General features: G+C 73.5%; 11 protein-coding genes. 5 read left to right on the top strand and 6 right to left on the bottom strand.

Annotated features, from left to right (window positions below):
* From ACSLTV_RS23320 to ACSLTV_RS23295, 6 genes are all read right to left on the bottom strand, one after another.
* Positions 1–6,120: amino acid adenylation domain-containing protein (locus ACSLTV_RS23320; protein WP_435612815.1), on the bottom strand; the 6,120-nt coding region annotated here is incomplete at its 3' end.
* A 44-nt stretch (positions 6,121–6,164) separates the two neighbouring features.
* Complete coding sequence (locus ACSLTV_RS23315; RefSeq protein WP_432136382.1) at positions 6,165–7,352, bottom strand: NAD(P)/FAD-dependent oxidoreductase; 1,188 nt, start codon at positions 7,350–7,352, stop codon at positions 6,165–6,167.
* A 50-nt stretch (positions 7,353–7,402) separates the two neighbouring features.
* Complete coding sequence (locus ACSLTV_RS23310; RefSeq protein WP_432136381.1) at positions 7,403–7,645, bottom strand: phosphopantetheine-binding protein; 243 nt, start codon at positions 7,643–7,645, stop codon at positions 7,403–7,405.
* Complete coding sequence (locus ACSLTV_RS23305) at positions 7,642–9,264, bottom strand: amino acid adenylation domain-containing protein (RefSeq protein WP_435612814.1); 1,623 nt, start codon at positions 9,262–9,264, stop codon at positions 7,642–7,644. The genes ACSLTV_RS23310 and ACSLTV_RS23305 overlap by 4 nt, the downstream gene beginning before the upstream one ends.
* A gap of 79 nt (positions 9,265–9,343) precedes the next feature.
* On the bottom strand, positions 9,344–10,111 hold the full coding sequence (locus ACSLTV_RS23300) for an LmbU family transcriptional regulator (RefSeq protein ID WP_432136379.1): 768 nt from the start codon (positions 10,109–10,111) through the stop codon (positions 9,344–9,346).
* 51 nt (positions 10,112–10,162) lie between these two features.
* Positions 10,163–10,378 carry an MbtH family protein gene (locus tag ACSLTV_RS23295; RefSeq protein ID WP_432136378.1) on the bottom strand — a complete coding sequence of 72 codons (216 nt, stop codon included), beginning with the start codon at positions 10,376–10,378 and terminating at the stop codon, positions 10,163–10,165.
* 567 nt (positions 10,379–10,945) lie between these two features.
* Between ACSLTV_RS23295 and ACSLTV_RS23290 the strand changes: the two genes are divergently transcribed.
* The 5 genes from ACSLTV_RS23290 to ACSLTV_RS23270 are packed head-to-tail and all read left to right on the top strand — an operon-like array spanning position 10,946 to position 14,325.
* The gene (locus ACSLTV_RS23290) at positions 10,946–11,851 is read left to right on the top strand and encodes a thiamine pyrophosphate-dependent dehydrogenase E1 component subunit alpha (protein ID WP_432136377.1); all 906 of its coding nucleotides are present in this window, start codon (positions 10,946–10,948) and stop codon (positions 11,849–11,851) included.
* Positions 11,848–12,828 carry an alpha-ketoacid dehydrogenase subunit beta gene (locus ACSLTV_RS23285; RefSeq protein ID WP_432157274.1) on the top strand — a complete coding sequence of 327 codons (981 nt, stop codon included), beginning with the start codon at positions 11,848–11,850 and terminating at the stop codon, positions 12,826–12,828. The genes ACSLTV_RS23290 and ACSLTV_RS23285 overlap by 4 nt, the downstream gene beginning before the upstream one ends.
* Entirely contained in the window at positions 12,825–13,145 is a 321-nt protein-coding gene (locus ACSLTV_RS23280) for a biotin/lipoyl-containing protein (RefSeq protein ID WP_432136375.1), read from the top strand. Before ACSLTV_RS23285 ends, ACSLTV_RS23280 begins: the two co-directional genes overlap by 4 nt.
* Positions 13,142–13,390 carry a phosphopantetheine-binding protein gene (locus ACSLTV_RS23275; protein WP_432136374.1) on the top strand — a complete coding sequence of 83 codons (249 nt, stop codon included), beginning with the start codon at positions 13,142–13,144 and terminating at the stop codon, positions 13,388–13,390. The genes ACSLTV_RS23280 and ACSLTV_RS23275 overlap by 4 nt, the downstream gene beginning before the upstream one ends.
* On the top strand, positions 13,387–14,325 hold the full coding sequence (locus ACSLTV_RS23270) for a ketoacyl-ACP synthase III (protein ID WP_432157275.1): 939 nt from the start codon (positions 13,387–13,389) through the stop codon (positions 14,323–14,325). The genes ACSLTV_RS23275 and ACSLTV_RS23270 overlap by 4 nt, the downstream gene beginning before the upstream one ends.
* The last annotated feature ends 59 nt before the right edge of the window (positions 14,326–14,384 follow it).

The following is a 14,384-nucleotide window of genomic DNA, read 5'->3' as shown; positions in this document are numbered from 1 at the left end:
CAACTCCCCATAACTCAACGACTCCCCCTCCGCGATCACCGCCACCCGATCCGGATCACACCGCACCCGCGCCTCGAACACCCCCGGCAACGTCCCCTCCTCCACCACCACCGCCGTGTCGTTCACCCCCCGCACCAACCACTCACGCTCCTCCACCGACAACACCTCCACCCCGCTGACCGGCAGCGTCGGATCGTCGTGCAGCTGGTCGAGGATCCGGACCAGCCGGGCGGCGATCACCTCGGCGTCCGCGCGGTCGTAGAGGTCGTGCCGGTAGTCGAGGGAGAGCCGCAGGTAGGGGTCGGACGCGTTGAGGGTGAGCGGGTAGTGGGAGCCCGCGAAGGGGCGGATGGCGTCGATCGCGAAGCCGGCCGCGAGGTTGGCGTCGACGATGCCCTCACGGTCGACGGGGTAGTTCTCGAAGACGACGATCGTGTCGAACAGGGCGGGCAGTCCGGTGCCGCGCTGGATGTCGGCGAGGCCGAGGTGGTGGTGGTCGAGCAGCGCGGTCTGCCGGTGCTGGAGGTCGGTGACGAGGTCGCTCACGCTGCGGTCCGGCCGGATGGTCAGCCGGGTCGGCAGGGTGTTGATGAACAGGCCGACCATGCCGTCGGAGCCCGGCACCTCCGCCGGGCGGCCGTTGACGGCGGCGCCGAACACCACGTCCTGCTGCCCGGTGAGCGTGGACAGCAGGAGCCCCCAGGCGGTCTGGAGGAGGGTGTTGAGGGTGACCCCGAGTTCCGCGGCGCGCCGGGCGAGAGCGCGGCCCTTGTCGATCGAGAGCGGTACCTCGATCCGGCCGAGGGCGGACACGTCCTGCTGGAGCGGGGCGTGGGGGGCGACGAGGGTGGGCTGCTCGAAGCCGGCGAGCGCGGTGGCCCACTCGGCGGCCGCCGCCTCCCGGTCGCGGGTGGACAGCCAGGACAGGTAGTCGCCGTAGGTGCGGGCCGGGGCGAGTTCCCCGGTCCCGGCGTACAGCCGGACCAGGTCCGTGATCACCACGGGGGAGGACCAGCCGTCGAACAGGGTGTGGTGGGCGGTGATGATCAGTTTGGCCTGCCGCGGCCCGTAGGTGAGCAGGGCGAGGCGGAACAGCGGGGGCCGGGCGGGGTCGAGCCGGTCGGCCCGGTCCTCGGCCAGGGCGGTGTCGAGCGCCGCATCGGTCTCGGCCGGGTCCCGGCCCGTCAGGTCGATGTGCCGCCAGGGCAGCCGGACGTGTTCCGGCACGACCTGGACGGGGTCGCCTCCGGCCGCGGTGAGGAACGCCGGGCGCAGGTTCGGGTACCGGTCGAGGAGGGCCTGTCCGGCGGCGCGCATGCGCTCGGGGGCGACGTGGCCGGAGAGGTGCAGCACGAACTGCATGTGGTAGACGTCGAAGGCGCCGTCGGCGAGCGCGGCCTGGAACTGGATGCCGGACTGCCCCGGGGCCTGCGGCCACACCTCGGCGAGACGGCCGTAGCGGGCTTCCCAGCCCTCGATCTCGGTCTGCCCCACGGCGACCAGCGGTGCGTCGGCGGGGGTCAGGCCGCCGGCCTCGGGGCGGGCGGCGTGCCCGGCCATGCCGTGCAGCGCCTCGACCCAGAGCCGGGCCAGCTCGGCGGCCCGCTCCCGGGGCAGCACGCCCGTGGGGAACATGAAGGCCGCCTGCAGCCGGGTGCCGTCCTCGGTGTCCGTGGCGACCGAGTTGACCTCCAGCACGGACAGTGCGGGCAGGTCCGGGTCGGGTGCCGGGATCAGCTCGGTGGACCAGGACGACGGTCCCCAGCCGTCGGCGCGCAGGTGCTCGGGTACGTCGGAGCCGGAGATCCGTCCGAGGTAGTTGAACCCGATCTGCGGTGCCGGGTGGCCGGCGAGCTGCCCGGCGGTGTCCGCGTTGAGGTGGCGCAGCAGCCCGTACCCCATGCCCTTGTCGGGGACGGCGCGCAGCTGCTCCTTGACGCGTTTGATCGCGGTTCCGGCCGCGGGGCCTCCGGCCAGCACGTCGGCCCAGTCCACGCCCCGGACGTCGATCCGGGCGGGGTGCATGGCGGTGAACCATCCGACGGTCCGCGAGAGATCGGCTCCCGGGACCAGTTCCGCCTCGCGGCCGTGTCCCTCCAGCCGGACCAGCGTGGAGCGGTCCGCGGCGCGCCAGCGGTCGACCGCCAGGGCCAGCGCGGCGAGCAGCACATCGGTGGCCGTGCCCCGGTATGCGGCGGGCAGCGTGGTCAGGACCGCCTCGGTGACGTCGGCGGGCAGTTCCACCCGCAGGTGGTCGACGGTGGCCATCACGTCCACCGCCGGGTCGAAGGGCCGGGTGCCGAGCGGTGGGTCGGGTGCCTCCAGCAGGTCCAGCCAGTAGGCGAGTTCGGCCTCCCGCCGCTCGGAGTGGGCCTCCTCCCGCAGCGCCGACAACCAGCGGCGGGCGGACGTGCCGACCGTCGGCAGGTCGGGGGTGCGGCCGGTCCGGACCCGCTGCCACGCCTCGGCGAGGTCCGACATGAGGATGCGCCAGGAGACGCCGTCCACCGCCAGGTGGTGCACGACGAGCAGCAGCCGGCCCGCTCCCGACGGGGCGGCGAACCAGACGGCGTCGACCAGGTGCCCGGTCTCCGGGTCGAGGCGTCCGGCCGCGGCGTCCAGCTCGGCCCGGGCCGACCGGAGCGAGGCCGGCTCGTCCCAGCGGCCGTCGCAGGGCACGCGGTGGATCAGGTCCGCCGCCCGTACGGTGCCCCTGGGCCGCACCAGCAGGGTGGTCTCGGGGCCGCGCACCAGCCGCGCGCGCAGCAGGTCGTGCCGGTCGAGCACGGCGTCGAGGGTCGCGGCGAGCCCGCGCTCGTCGATGCCGTCGGGCAGCTCGAGCGTCATCGCCATGGCGAACCGGTCGATGCCACCGCCGTGTTCGAAGACGTGCCGGGCCACCGGCGGCAGGGGCATCGGCCCGATGCCGCCGTCCTCGTCCTCGGCGAGGGCGCCGGTGCGCTCCCGGCGGGCGGAGGTGACCTCGGCGAGGCGGGCCGCCGTGCGGCACTCGAAGATCTCCCGCGTGGTGAGGTCCAGGCCGCGGGCCCGGGCCCGCGCCACCACCTGGATGGACCGCAGGCTGTCCCCGCCCACCGCGAAGAAGTCGTCGTCGGCACCGACCCGCTCCACCCCGAGCACGTCGGCGTACGCGGCGGTGATGACGGCCTCGGCCTCGGTGCGCGGTTCCCGGTAGGTCTCCCCCGTGAACTCCGGCTCGGGCAGCGCGGAGCGGTCCAGCTTGCCGGTCGGCCCGAGCGGCATCCGGCCGAGCGCCACGAAGGCCGACGGGACCATGTAGTCGGGCAGCCGTGCCGCGACGAACCGGCGCAGTTCGGCGGGCGAGGCGCCGGCCATCACGTCGACGTCGCCGATGCCGCCGGCTCCGTCGTCGCCGACGGCTCCCTCGCCGGTGTGCACCACGTACGCGACGAGCCGCCGCCCGCCCGAAGGTGCCTCCCTGCTGATCACCACGGCCTGGCTGATGCCCGGGTGCTGCAGGCAGGCCGCCTCGACCTCGGCGGTCTCGATGCGGAAGCCGCGCACCTTCACCTGGCCGTCGGCCCGGCCCAGGCACTCCAGCTCTCCCCGGGCGTTCCAGCGGGCCAGGTCGCCGGTGCGGTACATCCGCTCGCCGGGCGGGCCGAACGGGCTTGCCACGTAGCGCTCGGCCGTGATGCCCGGGCGGCCGTGGTAGCCGCGGCCGAGGCAGGTTCCCGCCACGTACAGCTCACCGGTCACGCCCTGGGGCACCGGGGCGAGTCCGGGGCCGAGGACGTAGGCCCGCATGTTCTCCAGCGGGGTGCCGATGGGGGCGACGTCGCCCGCCGGTGCCTCCTCGGACGCGGGGAGGGAGTAGGTCGTGGCGTAGAAGCTCTCGCTCTGGCCGTAGGAGTTCACCACCTGCACGCCGGGCAGGGCGTCGCGCATCTGGCCGACCAGGGCGGCGGGCAGGACGTCGCCGGCGAGGACGACGGTGCGCACGCCGCCGGTCCGCTTCAGGTGGCCGACCAGTTCCGCGAGGACCGAGGGCACGGCGCTGATGACCTGGCCGTCCCAGCCGTCGCGTTCGCCGAGGGCCAGCACGTCCGGCACGATCTCGGCCGTGCCGCCGGTGGACAGGGTGGACAGCAGCTCGAAGACCGAGACGTCGAAGTTCACCGAGGTGCCGGCCAGCATCCGGAACCCGGGCCGCGCGTCGAGCACGCGGGCCAGGGCCCGCACGCCGTTGACGACGTTGCGGTGGGTGATGGCCGCGCCCTTCGGCGTACCCGTGGAGCCGGAGGTGTACATGACGTACGCCAGGTTGTCCGGGTGCGGCGGGCGGGCCGGGTCTGACGCCGGCCCGGACGGGTCCCACTGCGCGCGGCGGTCGAGGTCGACGACGGCCATGGTGTGTTCCGGCAGGGCGTGCGCCGTCGCGGTGTCCGTGACGACGAACCGGGGGCGCGCCTCGGCCAGTACGGTCGCGGCCCGCCCGCCGAGGTGCCGGGGGTCCATCGGGAGGTATCCGGCACCGGACTTGAGGATGCCGAGCAGGCCGGCGACCAGGTTCTCGGTGCGGGGCAGGGCGAGGACCACCAGGTCCTCCGGCCCGGCCCCGCGTCGGGTCAGCTCGCGGGCGATGCCGTCGGCCCGCTCGTCGAGCTCCCGGTAGGTCAGCGTCCGGTCGTCGCAGACGACGGCCGGGGCGTCCGGCGTCCTGGCCGCCTGGCGCTCGAACAGGCCCGGGACGGTCAGTTCCGGCACCGCGGTCGCCGTGTCGTTGAACCGGACCAGCAGCCGGTCCCGTTCGGCCGGGTCGAGCACGTCGACCGCGCCGACGCGCCGGGCCGGGTCGGCCACGAGACGGTGCAGGACCCGGACGAAGCGGTGCGCGAGGGACTCGGCCGTGGTGCGCTCGAACAGGTCGGTGGCGTACTCCAGACGGCACCCCGCCCCGCCGGTGCCGTCCGGCAGCATGTCGAAGAAGAGGTCGAACTTGGCGGTGGCGGTCTCCAGCCGCTCGGCGCGGACGCCGAGGCCGGGGAGTTCCAGGTCCGGCACGGCCGGCTGCCAGGAGAGCATGACCTGGAAGAACGGGTTGTAGGCGCTGGAGCGTTCGGGGTTGAGCAGTTCCACGAGCCGCTCGAACGGCATGTCCTGGTGGTCGTAGGCGGCCAGGGAGGTGTCCCGTACGCGCTCCAGCAGGTCGTGGAAGGCCGGGTCGCCGGACAGGTCGACGCGCAGCACCCAGGTGTTGACGAAGAAGCCGACGAGGTCGCGCAGTTCCTCGTCGGTGCGGCCGGCGATGGGCGCGCCGATGGGGATGTCGTCGCCGCAGCCGAGGTGGTGCAGGAGGACCGCGAGCGCCGCGTGCATGACCATCGACACCGTGGTGCCGCGCTGCGCGGCCAGTTGCTCGACGGAGCGGATCAGCCCGGGTTCGAGGGTGAACCGGACCACGTCGCCGCACGGGCCGACGGCCTTGGGGCGGGGCCGGTCGGCGGGCAGCGGCAGCGGCTGCCGCAGATCGGCCAGTGCCTGGCGCCAGTAGGCGAGTTGGCGGGCGGCGAGGCTGTCGGGATCCGACTCGTCGCCGAGCACGTCCCGCTGCCACAGGGTGTAGTCGGCGTACTGCACGGCGAGCGGCTCCCACGCCGGGGCCCGGCCCTCGCGGCGGGCGCCGTAGGCCAGGGCGAGGTCGCGGAACAGGGGGCCGAACGACTCCCCGTCCACCGCGATGTGGTGGACGACGAGCACCAGGGTGTGCTCGCGCGGGCCGGAGCGGAGCAGCCGGGCGCGCAGCGGGACGTCGGCGGCCAGGTCGAAGGGGGCGGTGGCCGCGTCGTGCACGGCCGCCGCCCGCTCGTCCTCCCGTGCGACGTCGACGACCGGCAGCGCGAAGGGTTCCCGGGCCGGCGGCAGCACCCGCTGGTGCGGGACGCCCTCGTCGTCCTCGGCGATCACCGTGCGCAGGACCTCGTGGCGGTCGACGACGTCGCGGAGCGCCGACTCCAGGGCGTCCACGCTCAGGTCACCGGTCAGCCGCAGGGCGAAGGCGCCGTTGTACGTCGACGACGGACCCTCGAACTGGTGCACGAACCACAGCCGACGCTGCGCGAACGACAAGGGGATCATTGTCTCTCCAAGATCGGCGGGGCCACCACGGAGCGAGCCGTCGCTCAGCTCTGGTCGAGCAGCGTCAGGAGGCCGGTGTTGTAGAAGTCGTCTAGGGAACAGGCCCCGGACAGGGTCGAGAAGTACCGGTCGATCAGGTCCTGGTGACCGACCAGCTTGCGGAGCATGTCGGTACGCCCCTCGGGCTTGAGCTCGGCCACGTTGAGGGCCGCCTGGTAGAAGCTGGTGTGGTTCTCCTCCAGGTCCTCCTCGTACCGCTCCAGCGCGGCCTCCAGTGCCACGGGGTCGTGCAGCCGGTCCCCGATGTGCTCGGTGAGGGTCCGCGCCTGCTCGAAGGCCTCGGTGATACCGCGGGCGGTGATGGAGTCCTTGTGGTTCACGGCGTCGCCGACCAGTGCCCAGCCGGGGCCGTAGGCCTTGCGGAAGAAGTTCTCCTGGTGCCCCGTGCCGTACAGCTGCTCGACCCGCTCGCCCGCCCGCATCCGCTCGTACAGCTCGGGCGCGGTGGTGCGGAAGGCGTCGAGGTAGGCGGGTTCCACCGCCTTGCGCACCCCGGAGAACTCGTCCTGCGGGAAGTAGGCCATGAGCAGCGTGAGGTCGTCGTTGGTCGGGATGACCCCGATCCAGCGCCCGGGCCGCGCGTAGGACTCGAAGTGGGCGGGCACCCCGGCCCAGTAGCTGTAGTAGGTGCACGTCTGCCGCGGGTGCTCGACGACGTTGGGCGCGCCGGTCTTGCGGGCCACCAGCGACCGCATGCCGTCCGCGCCGACGACGAGCACGGCCCGCTCGGTGGCCGCGGCGCCGCCGGGCGTGGTGTACCGCACGCCGGCCACCCGGTCGCCCTCGAAGACCAGGTCGGTGACGGCGCAGCCGTCGCGGAACTCCGCACCGGCCGCCACGGCGCCGCGCGCGAGGATCGGGTCGAGGACGTACCGCCGGGGGGCGTACGTGGTCCGCCGGCCGTCGACGGGCAGGGAGAAGCCGTCGAGGCGGACACCGGGTGCCTGGTAGCTCTGGTGGTCGATCGGGCGGCAGCCCGCCGCGAGCAGTTCGTCGAGCAGTCCCCACCGGGCGAGCAGGGCCACCCCCGGCTGGTGGATGTAGTGCGAGGACAGGGTGTCCTGAGGGAAGCGCGCTTTCTCCAGGAGCAGGACGCGGTAGCCCTGCCGCGCGAAGAGCATGGCCGTCGGCGATCCCGCACAACGGGCACCTATGACAATCACGTCGTACATGGCGCCTCTCTTGCCAGGCGGTCGGTTTTCCTCGGTGGCGCGGGAACCCCTCACGTCCGGTGCGCAGGGGGCACCGGGTCCAGGGTTTCGATGTAGGCGGAGATCGAGGCGATCGTCGGGTTGAGGAACAGCCGGTCCATCGGGACCTCGACGCCCAGTTCGTCGGCGAGCGCGCCCTGGATCCGGGCCATGATCACGGACTGGCCGCCCAGGGCGAAGAAGTTCTGGTCGTCCGCTATGTGTTCGCGCCGCAGTTCCCGGCACCAGATGGCCCGCACGTCGTCGGTGATCATCGCGTTCCCCTCGTCGTCGTCGCGGTCCGCCGGCCGGCCGCCGTGCCGCTGCCGGCCGGGCGGTCGTGGAACGCGTCGAGCAGCGCCGCGCGGTCGACCTTGCCGTGCGGGCTCAGCGGAAGGTGTGTGACGCCGATGAACCGGGCCGGGACCATGGTCCGCGGCAGCGTGCGCAGGAGACGCTCGCGCACCTCGTCCTCGGCCAGGGCGTCCCCCTCCGGCACGACGAACGCGGTCAGTTCGGCCTCGCCCGTCTCGGCCGGGGTGACCACCACCGCCGCCTCCCGCACCCCGTCCAGCCGGCCGAGTGCCCGTTCGACGTCGACGGGGTCGATGCGCATGCCCCGGACCTTCACCTGCGCGTCGATCCTGCCCAGGACCACCAGGTCCCCGTCCGGCGTCGCGTAGCCGAGGTCGCCCGTGCGGTACAGCCGTTGCGGCACGCCGTCGACCTCGATGGTCGTGAACCGCTCGGACTCGGGGCCCGAGCCGTTGAGATAGCCGGCGCCGACACCCGCGCCGGCGATGCAGATCTCGCCCCGCTCCCCCGGCGCGACACCGTGCAGCCGCGCGTCGAGGAGGTGGATGTCGGTGTTGTGGGCGGGCCGGCCCACCGGCGCCGGGTGCCCGTCGCCGGGCCGGTACCCGGCGAGGTCGTAGGAGGTGGCGACGTCCGTGCACTCGGCGACGCCGTACTGGTGCAGGAGGGTGCAGGTGGTGTCCTCGCGCGCCGCCCAGTGCGCGATCCGTTCGGTCTTCAGCGGCTCGCCGCCGAACAGCACGTGGTCCAGCCCGGCGAGCGCTTTGCCGCCCCGCGCGGTCTCCCGGTCCACCAGGAGGTACAGCGTGCTGGAGGCGCAGTGCACGACGCGGATGTCGTGCTCGGTCAGCGTGCGGTAGGCCATCATCGCGTCGACGTTCCGGCTCGGCATCAGGTGCTGGGTGGCCCCGCAGAACAGCGGGGCCATCAGGCTGCGCTGGGAGAGGTCGAACCCGAAGGCGCTGACGACCAGGTGGTGTGAGCCGCGGTGCAGTCCGTACTCGTCCGTCAGCCAGTTCAGCAGGTTGAACCAGCCCTCGTGCCGTATCGCGGTGAGCTTCGGCGTCCCGGTGGAGCCGGAGGTGAAGACGGCGTAGCAGAGGTCGTCCCCGGTGACCTGGACGTCGGGAGCGGTCGCGGGGTGCTCCGCCGACGGGCCGGACAGCCGTCGCGGGTCGACGACCTCGGCGGAGGACGACGCGACGAGCGGGGCCGTCTCCGCGGACGCCACGATCACGGCGAGATCCGGGATCTGGCCGAGCAGCAGCCGCAGCCTCGCCGCCGGGTAGGCCGGGTCGAGCGGCACGTAGGCCGCCCCGGCCTTCAGCGTGCCGAGGACGGCGACGAGCATGTCGGTCGAGTAGTCGAGGCAGATCCCGACCTTCGCGCCCCGCCCGTGTCCGCGGGCCGCGAGGGCGTGCGCGAACCGGTTCGCCGCCGCGTCCAGCTCCGCGTACGTCAGCCTGCGCCCGGCGCAGCGGACGGCGACGGCGTCGGGGGTGGCCTCGGCGTGCGCCTCGAACCGCCGGTGGACGACGGGCTCCGGGGGCAGGTCGACCCGCTTGCCGTGAAGGATCATCAACTGCCTCCGATGTGAGGGGGGTGAGGGTGGTCCGGCCGGCCGCACACCGCCGGGGACGGCGCCCGGGCCGGTGCCACTAGGCGGTCCGCCGGTCGGCGGCGTCGAGCATCCGGGTCACCCACTGCTCCACGGGCAGCCCCTGCGCGGCGGCCACCCGCGCGTAGTGGTCCAGCCGGCCGGCGGACAGTTCGATGGTGAGCGTGGCGACCTCTGCGCGCGGGCCGCCGGGGTCCGCCGGGCCGTCCGCCCGGGGCGCCGCCGCTCCGGCCGGCGGGAGAGCGCCGGCCGCGGTGGCGGCCACCGGCAGGGTGCCGTCCGGGCACGAGCCGGCCGCGGATGCGCCGGGGAGGGAGGTCCCGGCCGTGTCACGCCGCTCAGCCTGACCTGCGCGGACCGCCCTGCGCAGCTCGTTGCGCGACCACTTGAGCCGGTCCGCCTCGCCCAGCCAGTGGTCCTGCTCCGCCGGTGGCAGGCCGGCCACCTCGGCGTGGTGGGCGAAGCTGAGGCTGTCGCGTCTGCGGTGGTGCTCGAAACGGCGGGCCACCCAGGCGTAGTTGCGCAGCGTCTGGTAGTCCAGGCCGGTCCGCTCGACGGCCTCACGGTAGCGCCGCGTCCCGTAGCTGGTCTGTCCGTGGACCAGCCAGTCGCCGAGCCACCACGCCGAGGAGTTCGTGAGTTCGCGCAGACCGGTGCCGATCCGCTCCCAGGACCGCTCCGACAGGCCCTGCGGGAAGGTCATCCCCGAGGTGCCCACCGTGGCCTGTCCGCCGGCGAAGGGCAGCGCCGCCGCCGGCCGCGCGCCTCCACCGCCGGCTCCCGCCGTGTACCGGCCGGCCGTCGTCACAGGACGTCCCTCCCCGCCTTCGTCTCGCCGCCGTCGTCCGTGGGCCCGGGTTCAGCCGTCCGCCATCGCCTCGCGCAGGCTCCGCGGCCGCAGGTCGGTCCAGTTCCGCTCGACGTACTCCAGGCACTCGGCCCGCGACGCCTCGCCGAATACCGTCCGCCAGCCCGCGGGCGTCTCGACGAACACCGGCCACAGGGAGTGCTGGTCCTCGTCGTTGACCAGCACGTAGAAGCGGCCGTCCTCGTCATCGAAAGGGTTCGTGCTCATGCCACCGTCCTCGAACGTCGCGGGGGACTCGGCAGGGATAAACGCCGGGCCGAGTTCTGGAAAAGGGGCCGGGGGCGGGTTCACCGACGGGCGTCGTCCCGTCGACGGGACATCCCGGCATCCGCGGCGCCCCTGGAATGCCGACGCCAACTTAGGTCTCGGCCGCCGCCCCCACAAGGGCGGCAGAACACCGGCCTCCCGGTCGTCCCCCGCAATCTGTATCCGCCGGGGTTCTTGTGCCACCATGACCGATCAGCGGCCCGGGGCAGGCGCACTCGCATGCGGGCCGGCCCCCTCGGGTCCGCAAGGACGGGCAGGCGAACACATTCCGTTCCTGCGGTCCCTTCGGATTCCTCTGGATTCTCCTGCAATTCCGCACCGGCCGGCTACCGGGGCGGATGGCACCGACGTACGCCCCACCTGCGCGCGAGCACCGCCTTCCCTTTTCACTGGTATTCCGCCTCCGACCCGCGCCGCGCGTTTCCCTTTCGCCGGGAGACCCTCCGGCGTGTTCCGCACGTATGACGGCAGAAAGCCCTTCGACGGACCTACGACTGGTGATCGGACTTGACGTCAGAATCCGAGTACACGACAGATCCAGACGACGACACTCGGCGGTCGCTGCTACGCCACATGCTGGTGGCGCGGGGCGTCGACGAGGAGGCCCGGCAACTGCAGAAGCAGGGGGCCCTGGACCTCTGGCTGTCCTGCCAGGGACAGGAGGCCGCGCAGGTGGGCTCCGCCCTCGCCGTCGGCCCGGCCCCGACGGTCTTCCCCAGCTACCGCGAGCACGCGGTCGCCCTCCTGCGCGGTGTGACGCCGGCCGAACTGGTCGCGCAGTGGGGCGGCCGGACGTTCTGCGGCTGGGAGCCGCGCAGGCTCCGCTTCTTCCCCTACACCCTGGTGCTGGCCGCGCAGACGCTGCACGGCGTCGGCTACGCGATCGGACAGCGGCTGCAGGGCCGGGAGGACTTCGTCGTCGTCTACATCGGCGACGGCGCCACCAGTGAGGGCGACATGTCGGAGGCGATGAACCTCGCCGCCGTCGAGTCGGCTTCCGTGCTGTTCGTCTGCCAGAACAACGGCTGGGCCATCTCCAAGCCGGCCCGGGAGCAGATGCGCACCTCGCTGGCGGAGCGCGCCCGGGGCTTCGGGATCGAGGCCGTGCGGATCGCGGGCCAGGACCCGGAGAGCGTCTTCGCCGCCTGTTCACGGGCCGCCGCCCAGGTCCGCGCGGAACGCTCGCCCCGGCTGGTGGAGATCGAGGTGGCGCGCGTGCACGGCCACTCCAGCTCCGACGCCCAGGAGATCTACCGGGCCCGCGAGGACATCGACCGGGCCAGGGCGGCGGACCCGGTGACCGCCTACGCGGCGCGGCTGACCGGTGCGGGCCTGGTGGACGCCGCGTGGTTCGACGGCGTGGCGGCGGAAGTGCGCGACCTGCGCGAGCAGTTGATGAAGGAGTACGCGTGACGAGTACCGCGACCGTGCCCCTGGCGGAGGCGATCAACACGACGCTCGCCGACCTGCTCGACGCGGACCCGGCGCTGCTGCTGCTGGGCGAGGACATCGGCCGGCTCGGGGGCGTCTTCCGGGTGACCCGGGGACTGCGGGACCGCTTCGGCGCGGACCGGGTGCGCGACTCGCTCCTCGCCGAGTCCACGATCGTCGGCCAGGCGGTCGGCCTGGCCATGAGCGGACTGGTCCCTGTCTGCGAGATCCAGTTCGACGGGTTCACCTATCCGGCGGTGAACCAGCTGGTGACGCAGGCGGCCCGGATCGGCGAGCGCTGGAACGGGCAGGTCAGCCCGAGCCTGGTGGTGCGTGTTCCGAGCGGCGGCGGCGTCCGCGGGGTCGAGCACCACAGCGAGTCCAACGAGGCGCTGTTCGCCCGCGTCCCGGGGCTCTCGGTGGCGTGCCCCTCCACGGGCGAGGACGCCGACCAGATCCTGCGGTACGCCGTGCGGCTCGGCTCACCCGTGGTGGTGTACGAGCCGATCCGCCTGTACTGGCGGCGGAACGCGCCCGTCCGGGACGCCCGGCCCGCGCCGTCGCCGACGGCGGCCCGGGTGGTGCGGCGCGGCACGGACCTGACGATCGCCACCTACGGCGCGGTCACCCACGAGGTGCTGCAGGCGGCGCACGCCCTCGGCCCCGCCGTGGACGTCGAGGTGGTGGACCTGCGCTGGGTGGCCCCGCTCGACCTGGACACGGTGATGGAGTCCGTCGCCCGCACCGGGCGGCTGCTGATCGTGCACGAGGGGTCCAGGGACGTCGGCATCGGCGCCGAGGTCGCCGCGCACGTCGCCGAGCACGGCTTCGGCTCGCTGCGCGGTCCGGTCCGGCGGCTGGCACCCGCCCGTCGCGCCTATCCCCCGGCGGACTTCGAGAAGGACTACCTGATCGGTGTGCAGCAGATCACGGACGAGGTGCTGGTGATGACGAAGTGACCGATTCCTCGGTGGAGATGCGCGTTCCCCGCTTCGGCCACGGCCTCGGCGAGGCCCTGCTCGTCGAGTGGGCCGCCGCCGTCGGTGACCTGGTCGAGCGGGGGGACGTCATCGCGGTCGTGGAGACCGACAAGGCCAGCACGGAGATCGTGGCGGAGCGCGCGGGACGGGTCACGGACCACTGCGCGACGGCCGGCACGGTCCTGAAGTCCGGTGATCCGCTCTACCGGCTCCAGGCCGGCCCGCCCGGCGCCGCGGAGATGCCCCCGACACCCGAGCCCCCTGGAATTTCCCCCCGGAACGGAGAAGAAGCATGAGTGACATCGAGAGCCGGATCACCGAGACGATGCTGGCCAAGCTGCGCGAGCGCGACCCGTCGATGGGACCCGACGACCTCGGCCGGCCGGTCGCCGACCTCGATCTCGACTCCCTCGACCTGGTCGAGCTGCACCAGCAACTGGAGCGCGAGCTCCAGGTCAAGGGCGACCTCCAGGAGACGGCGTCCTTCGCCTTCCTGGACGACTTCAGCGGCTACTTCCTGAAGCTGGCGAACGGGCGGTGAGCGCGGGCATCGTCGAGGTCGCGACGGCGAAGCCCGGCCGGACGGTCACCAACGACGACTTCGCGTCGATCGGCCTCACCGACGAGTGGATCCGGCGCCGCAGCGGCATCGCGTCCCGCTCGTGGCTGCCGGACGGCACGCCGCTGGCGGACGTCGCGGCGGAGGCGTGCGCGCCGATCGTGACCCGCGTGTCCGACCCCTCGACGATCGGCGCCCTCGTCGTCATCAGCACGTCGGTGCGGCAGCGCGTCCCCGGCATCGCGCAGCGCGTGGCGCGCCGGGCCGGCCTGGGCTCCGCCGTGCTGGCCTTCGACATGAACGCGGCCTGCTGCGGGTTCGTCTACGGACTGGTCGCCGGCCTCTCGCTGTGCGAGTCCGGACGGGCGCGGTCGGTTCTGGTGTGCTCGGTGGAGGCCATGTCCCGGCTGGTGGACCGCACGGACCGGCAGACGGCGTGCATCTTCGCCGACGGAGCCGCGGCCGTCCTGCTGGAGGACCGCGCGTCCTTCGCGCCCTTCCGGCAGCTCGCCGGCTGCGACGGCTCGCAGGAGGCCCTCATGCGGGAGACCGGGGAGGGCGGCATCCACCTCGACGGCATGCAGGTGTACGACCGTGCGGTGCGCCGCATGTCGGAGTCGGCGCAGTACCTCTTCGACCACGGCCCGGCGCCGACCGTCCTGGTCGGCCACCAGGCCAACGGCCGCATCCTGGAGCAGGTGCGCGGCCTCACCGCCCCGCTCGGTGTGCCCTTCGTGAACCGGATCGCGCACTCCGGCAACACGTCCTCCGCCTCCATCCCGCTGGCCTTCGCGGAGGAGCTGGACTCCGGCTCCCTGCCCGCCGAGGGCCGGCTCGGCGCCGTCGCCTACGGCGCCGGTGAGGCGTGGGGCGGGGTCGCGGTGGACTACCGGGTGCCGGACCCCGCGGTCCGCTGACCGCTCCGGCCCCGGACACGTACTAGAAATCAGGAGGTTGTCATCTACTCGCCCGATGC

This window comes from Streptomyces sp. bgisy159 (assembly GCF_965341775.1).
Taxonomy (GTDB): Bacteria; Actinomycetota; Actinomycetes; order Streptomycetales; family Streptomycetaceae; genus Streptomyces.
This window is presented reverse-complemented; position numbering and strand designations above follow the sequence as displayed.

Excerpts from the sequence above, each read along its gene's own strand:
- ACSLTV_RS23315 (WP_432136382.1), bottom strand. The coding sequence starts at position 7,352 with ATGTACGACGTGATTGTCATAGGTGCCCGTTGTGCGGGATCGCCGACG.
- ACSLTV_RS23305 (WP_435612814.1), bottom strand. The coding sequence starts at position 9,264 with ATGATCCTTCACGGCAAGCGGGTCGACCTGCCCCCGGAGCCCGTCGTC.
- ACSLTV_RS23310 (WP_432136381.1), bottom strand. The coding sequence starts at position 7,645 with ATGATCACCGACGACGTGCGGGCCATCTGGTGCCGGGAACTGCGGCGC.
- ACSLTV_RS23295 (WP_432136378.1), bottom strand. The coding sequence starts at position 10,378 with ATGAGCACGAACCCTTTCGATGACGAGGACGGCCGCTTCTACGTGCTG.
- ACSLTV_RS23275 (WP_432136374.1), top strand. The coding sequence starts at position 13,142 with ATGAGTGACATCGAGAGCCGGATCACCGAGACGATGCTGGCCAAGCTG.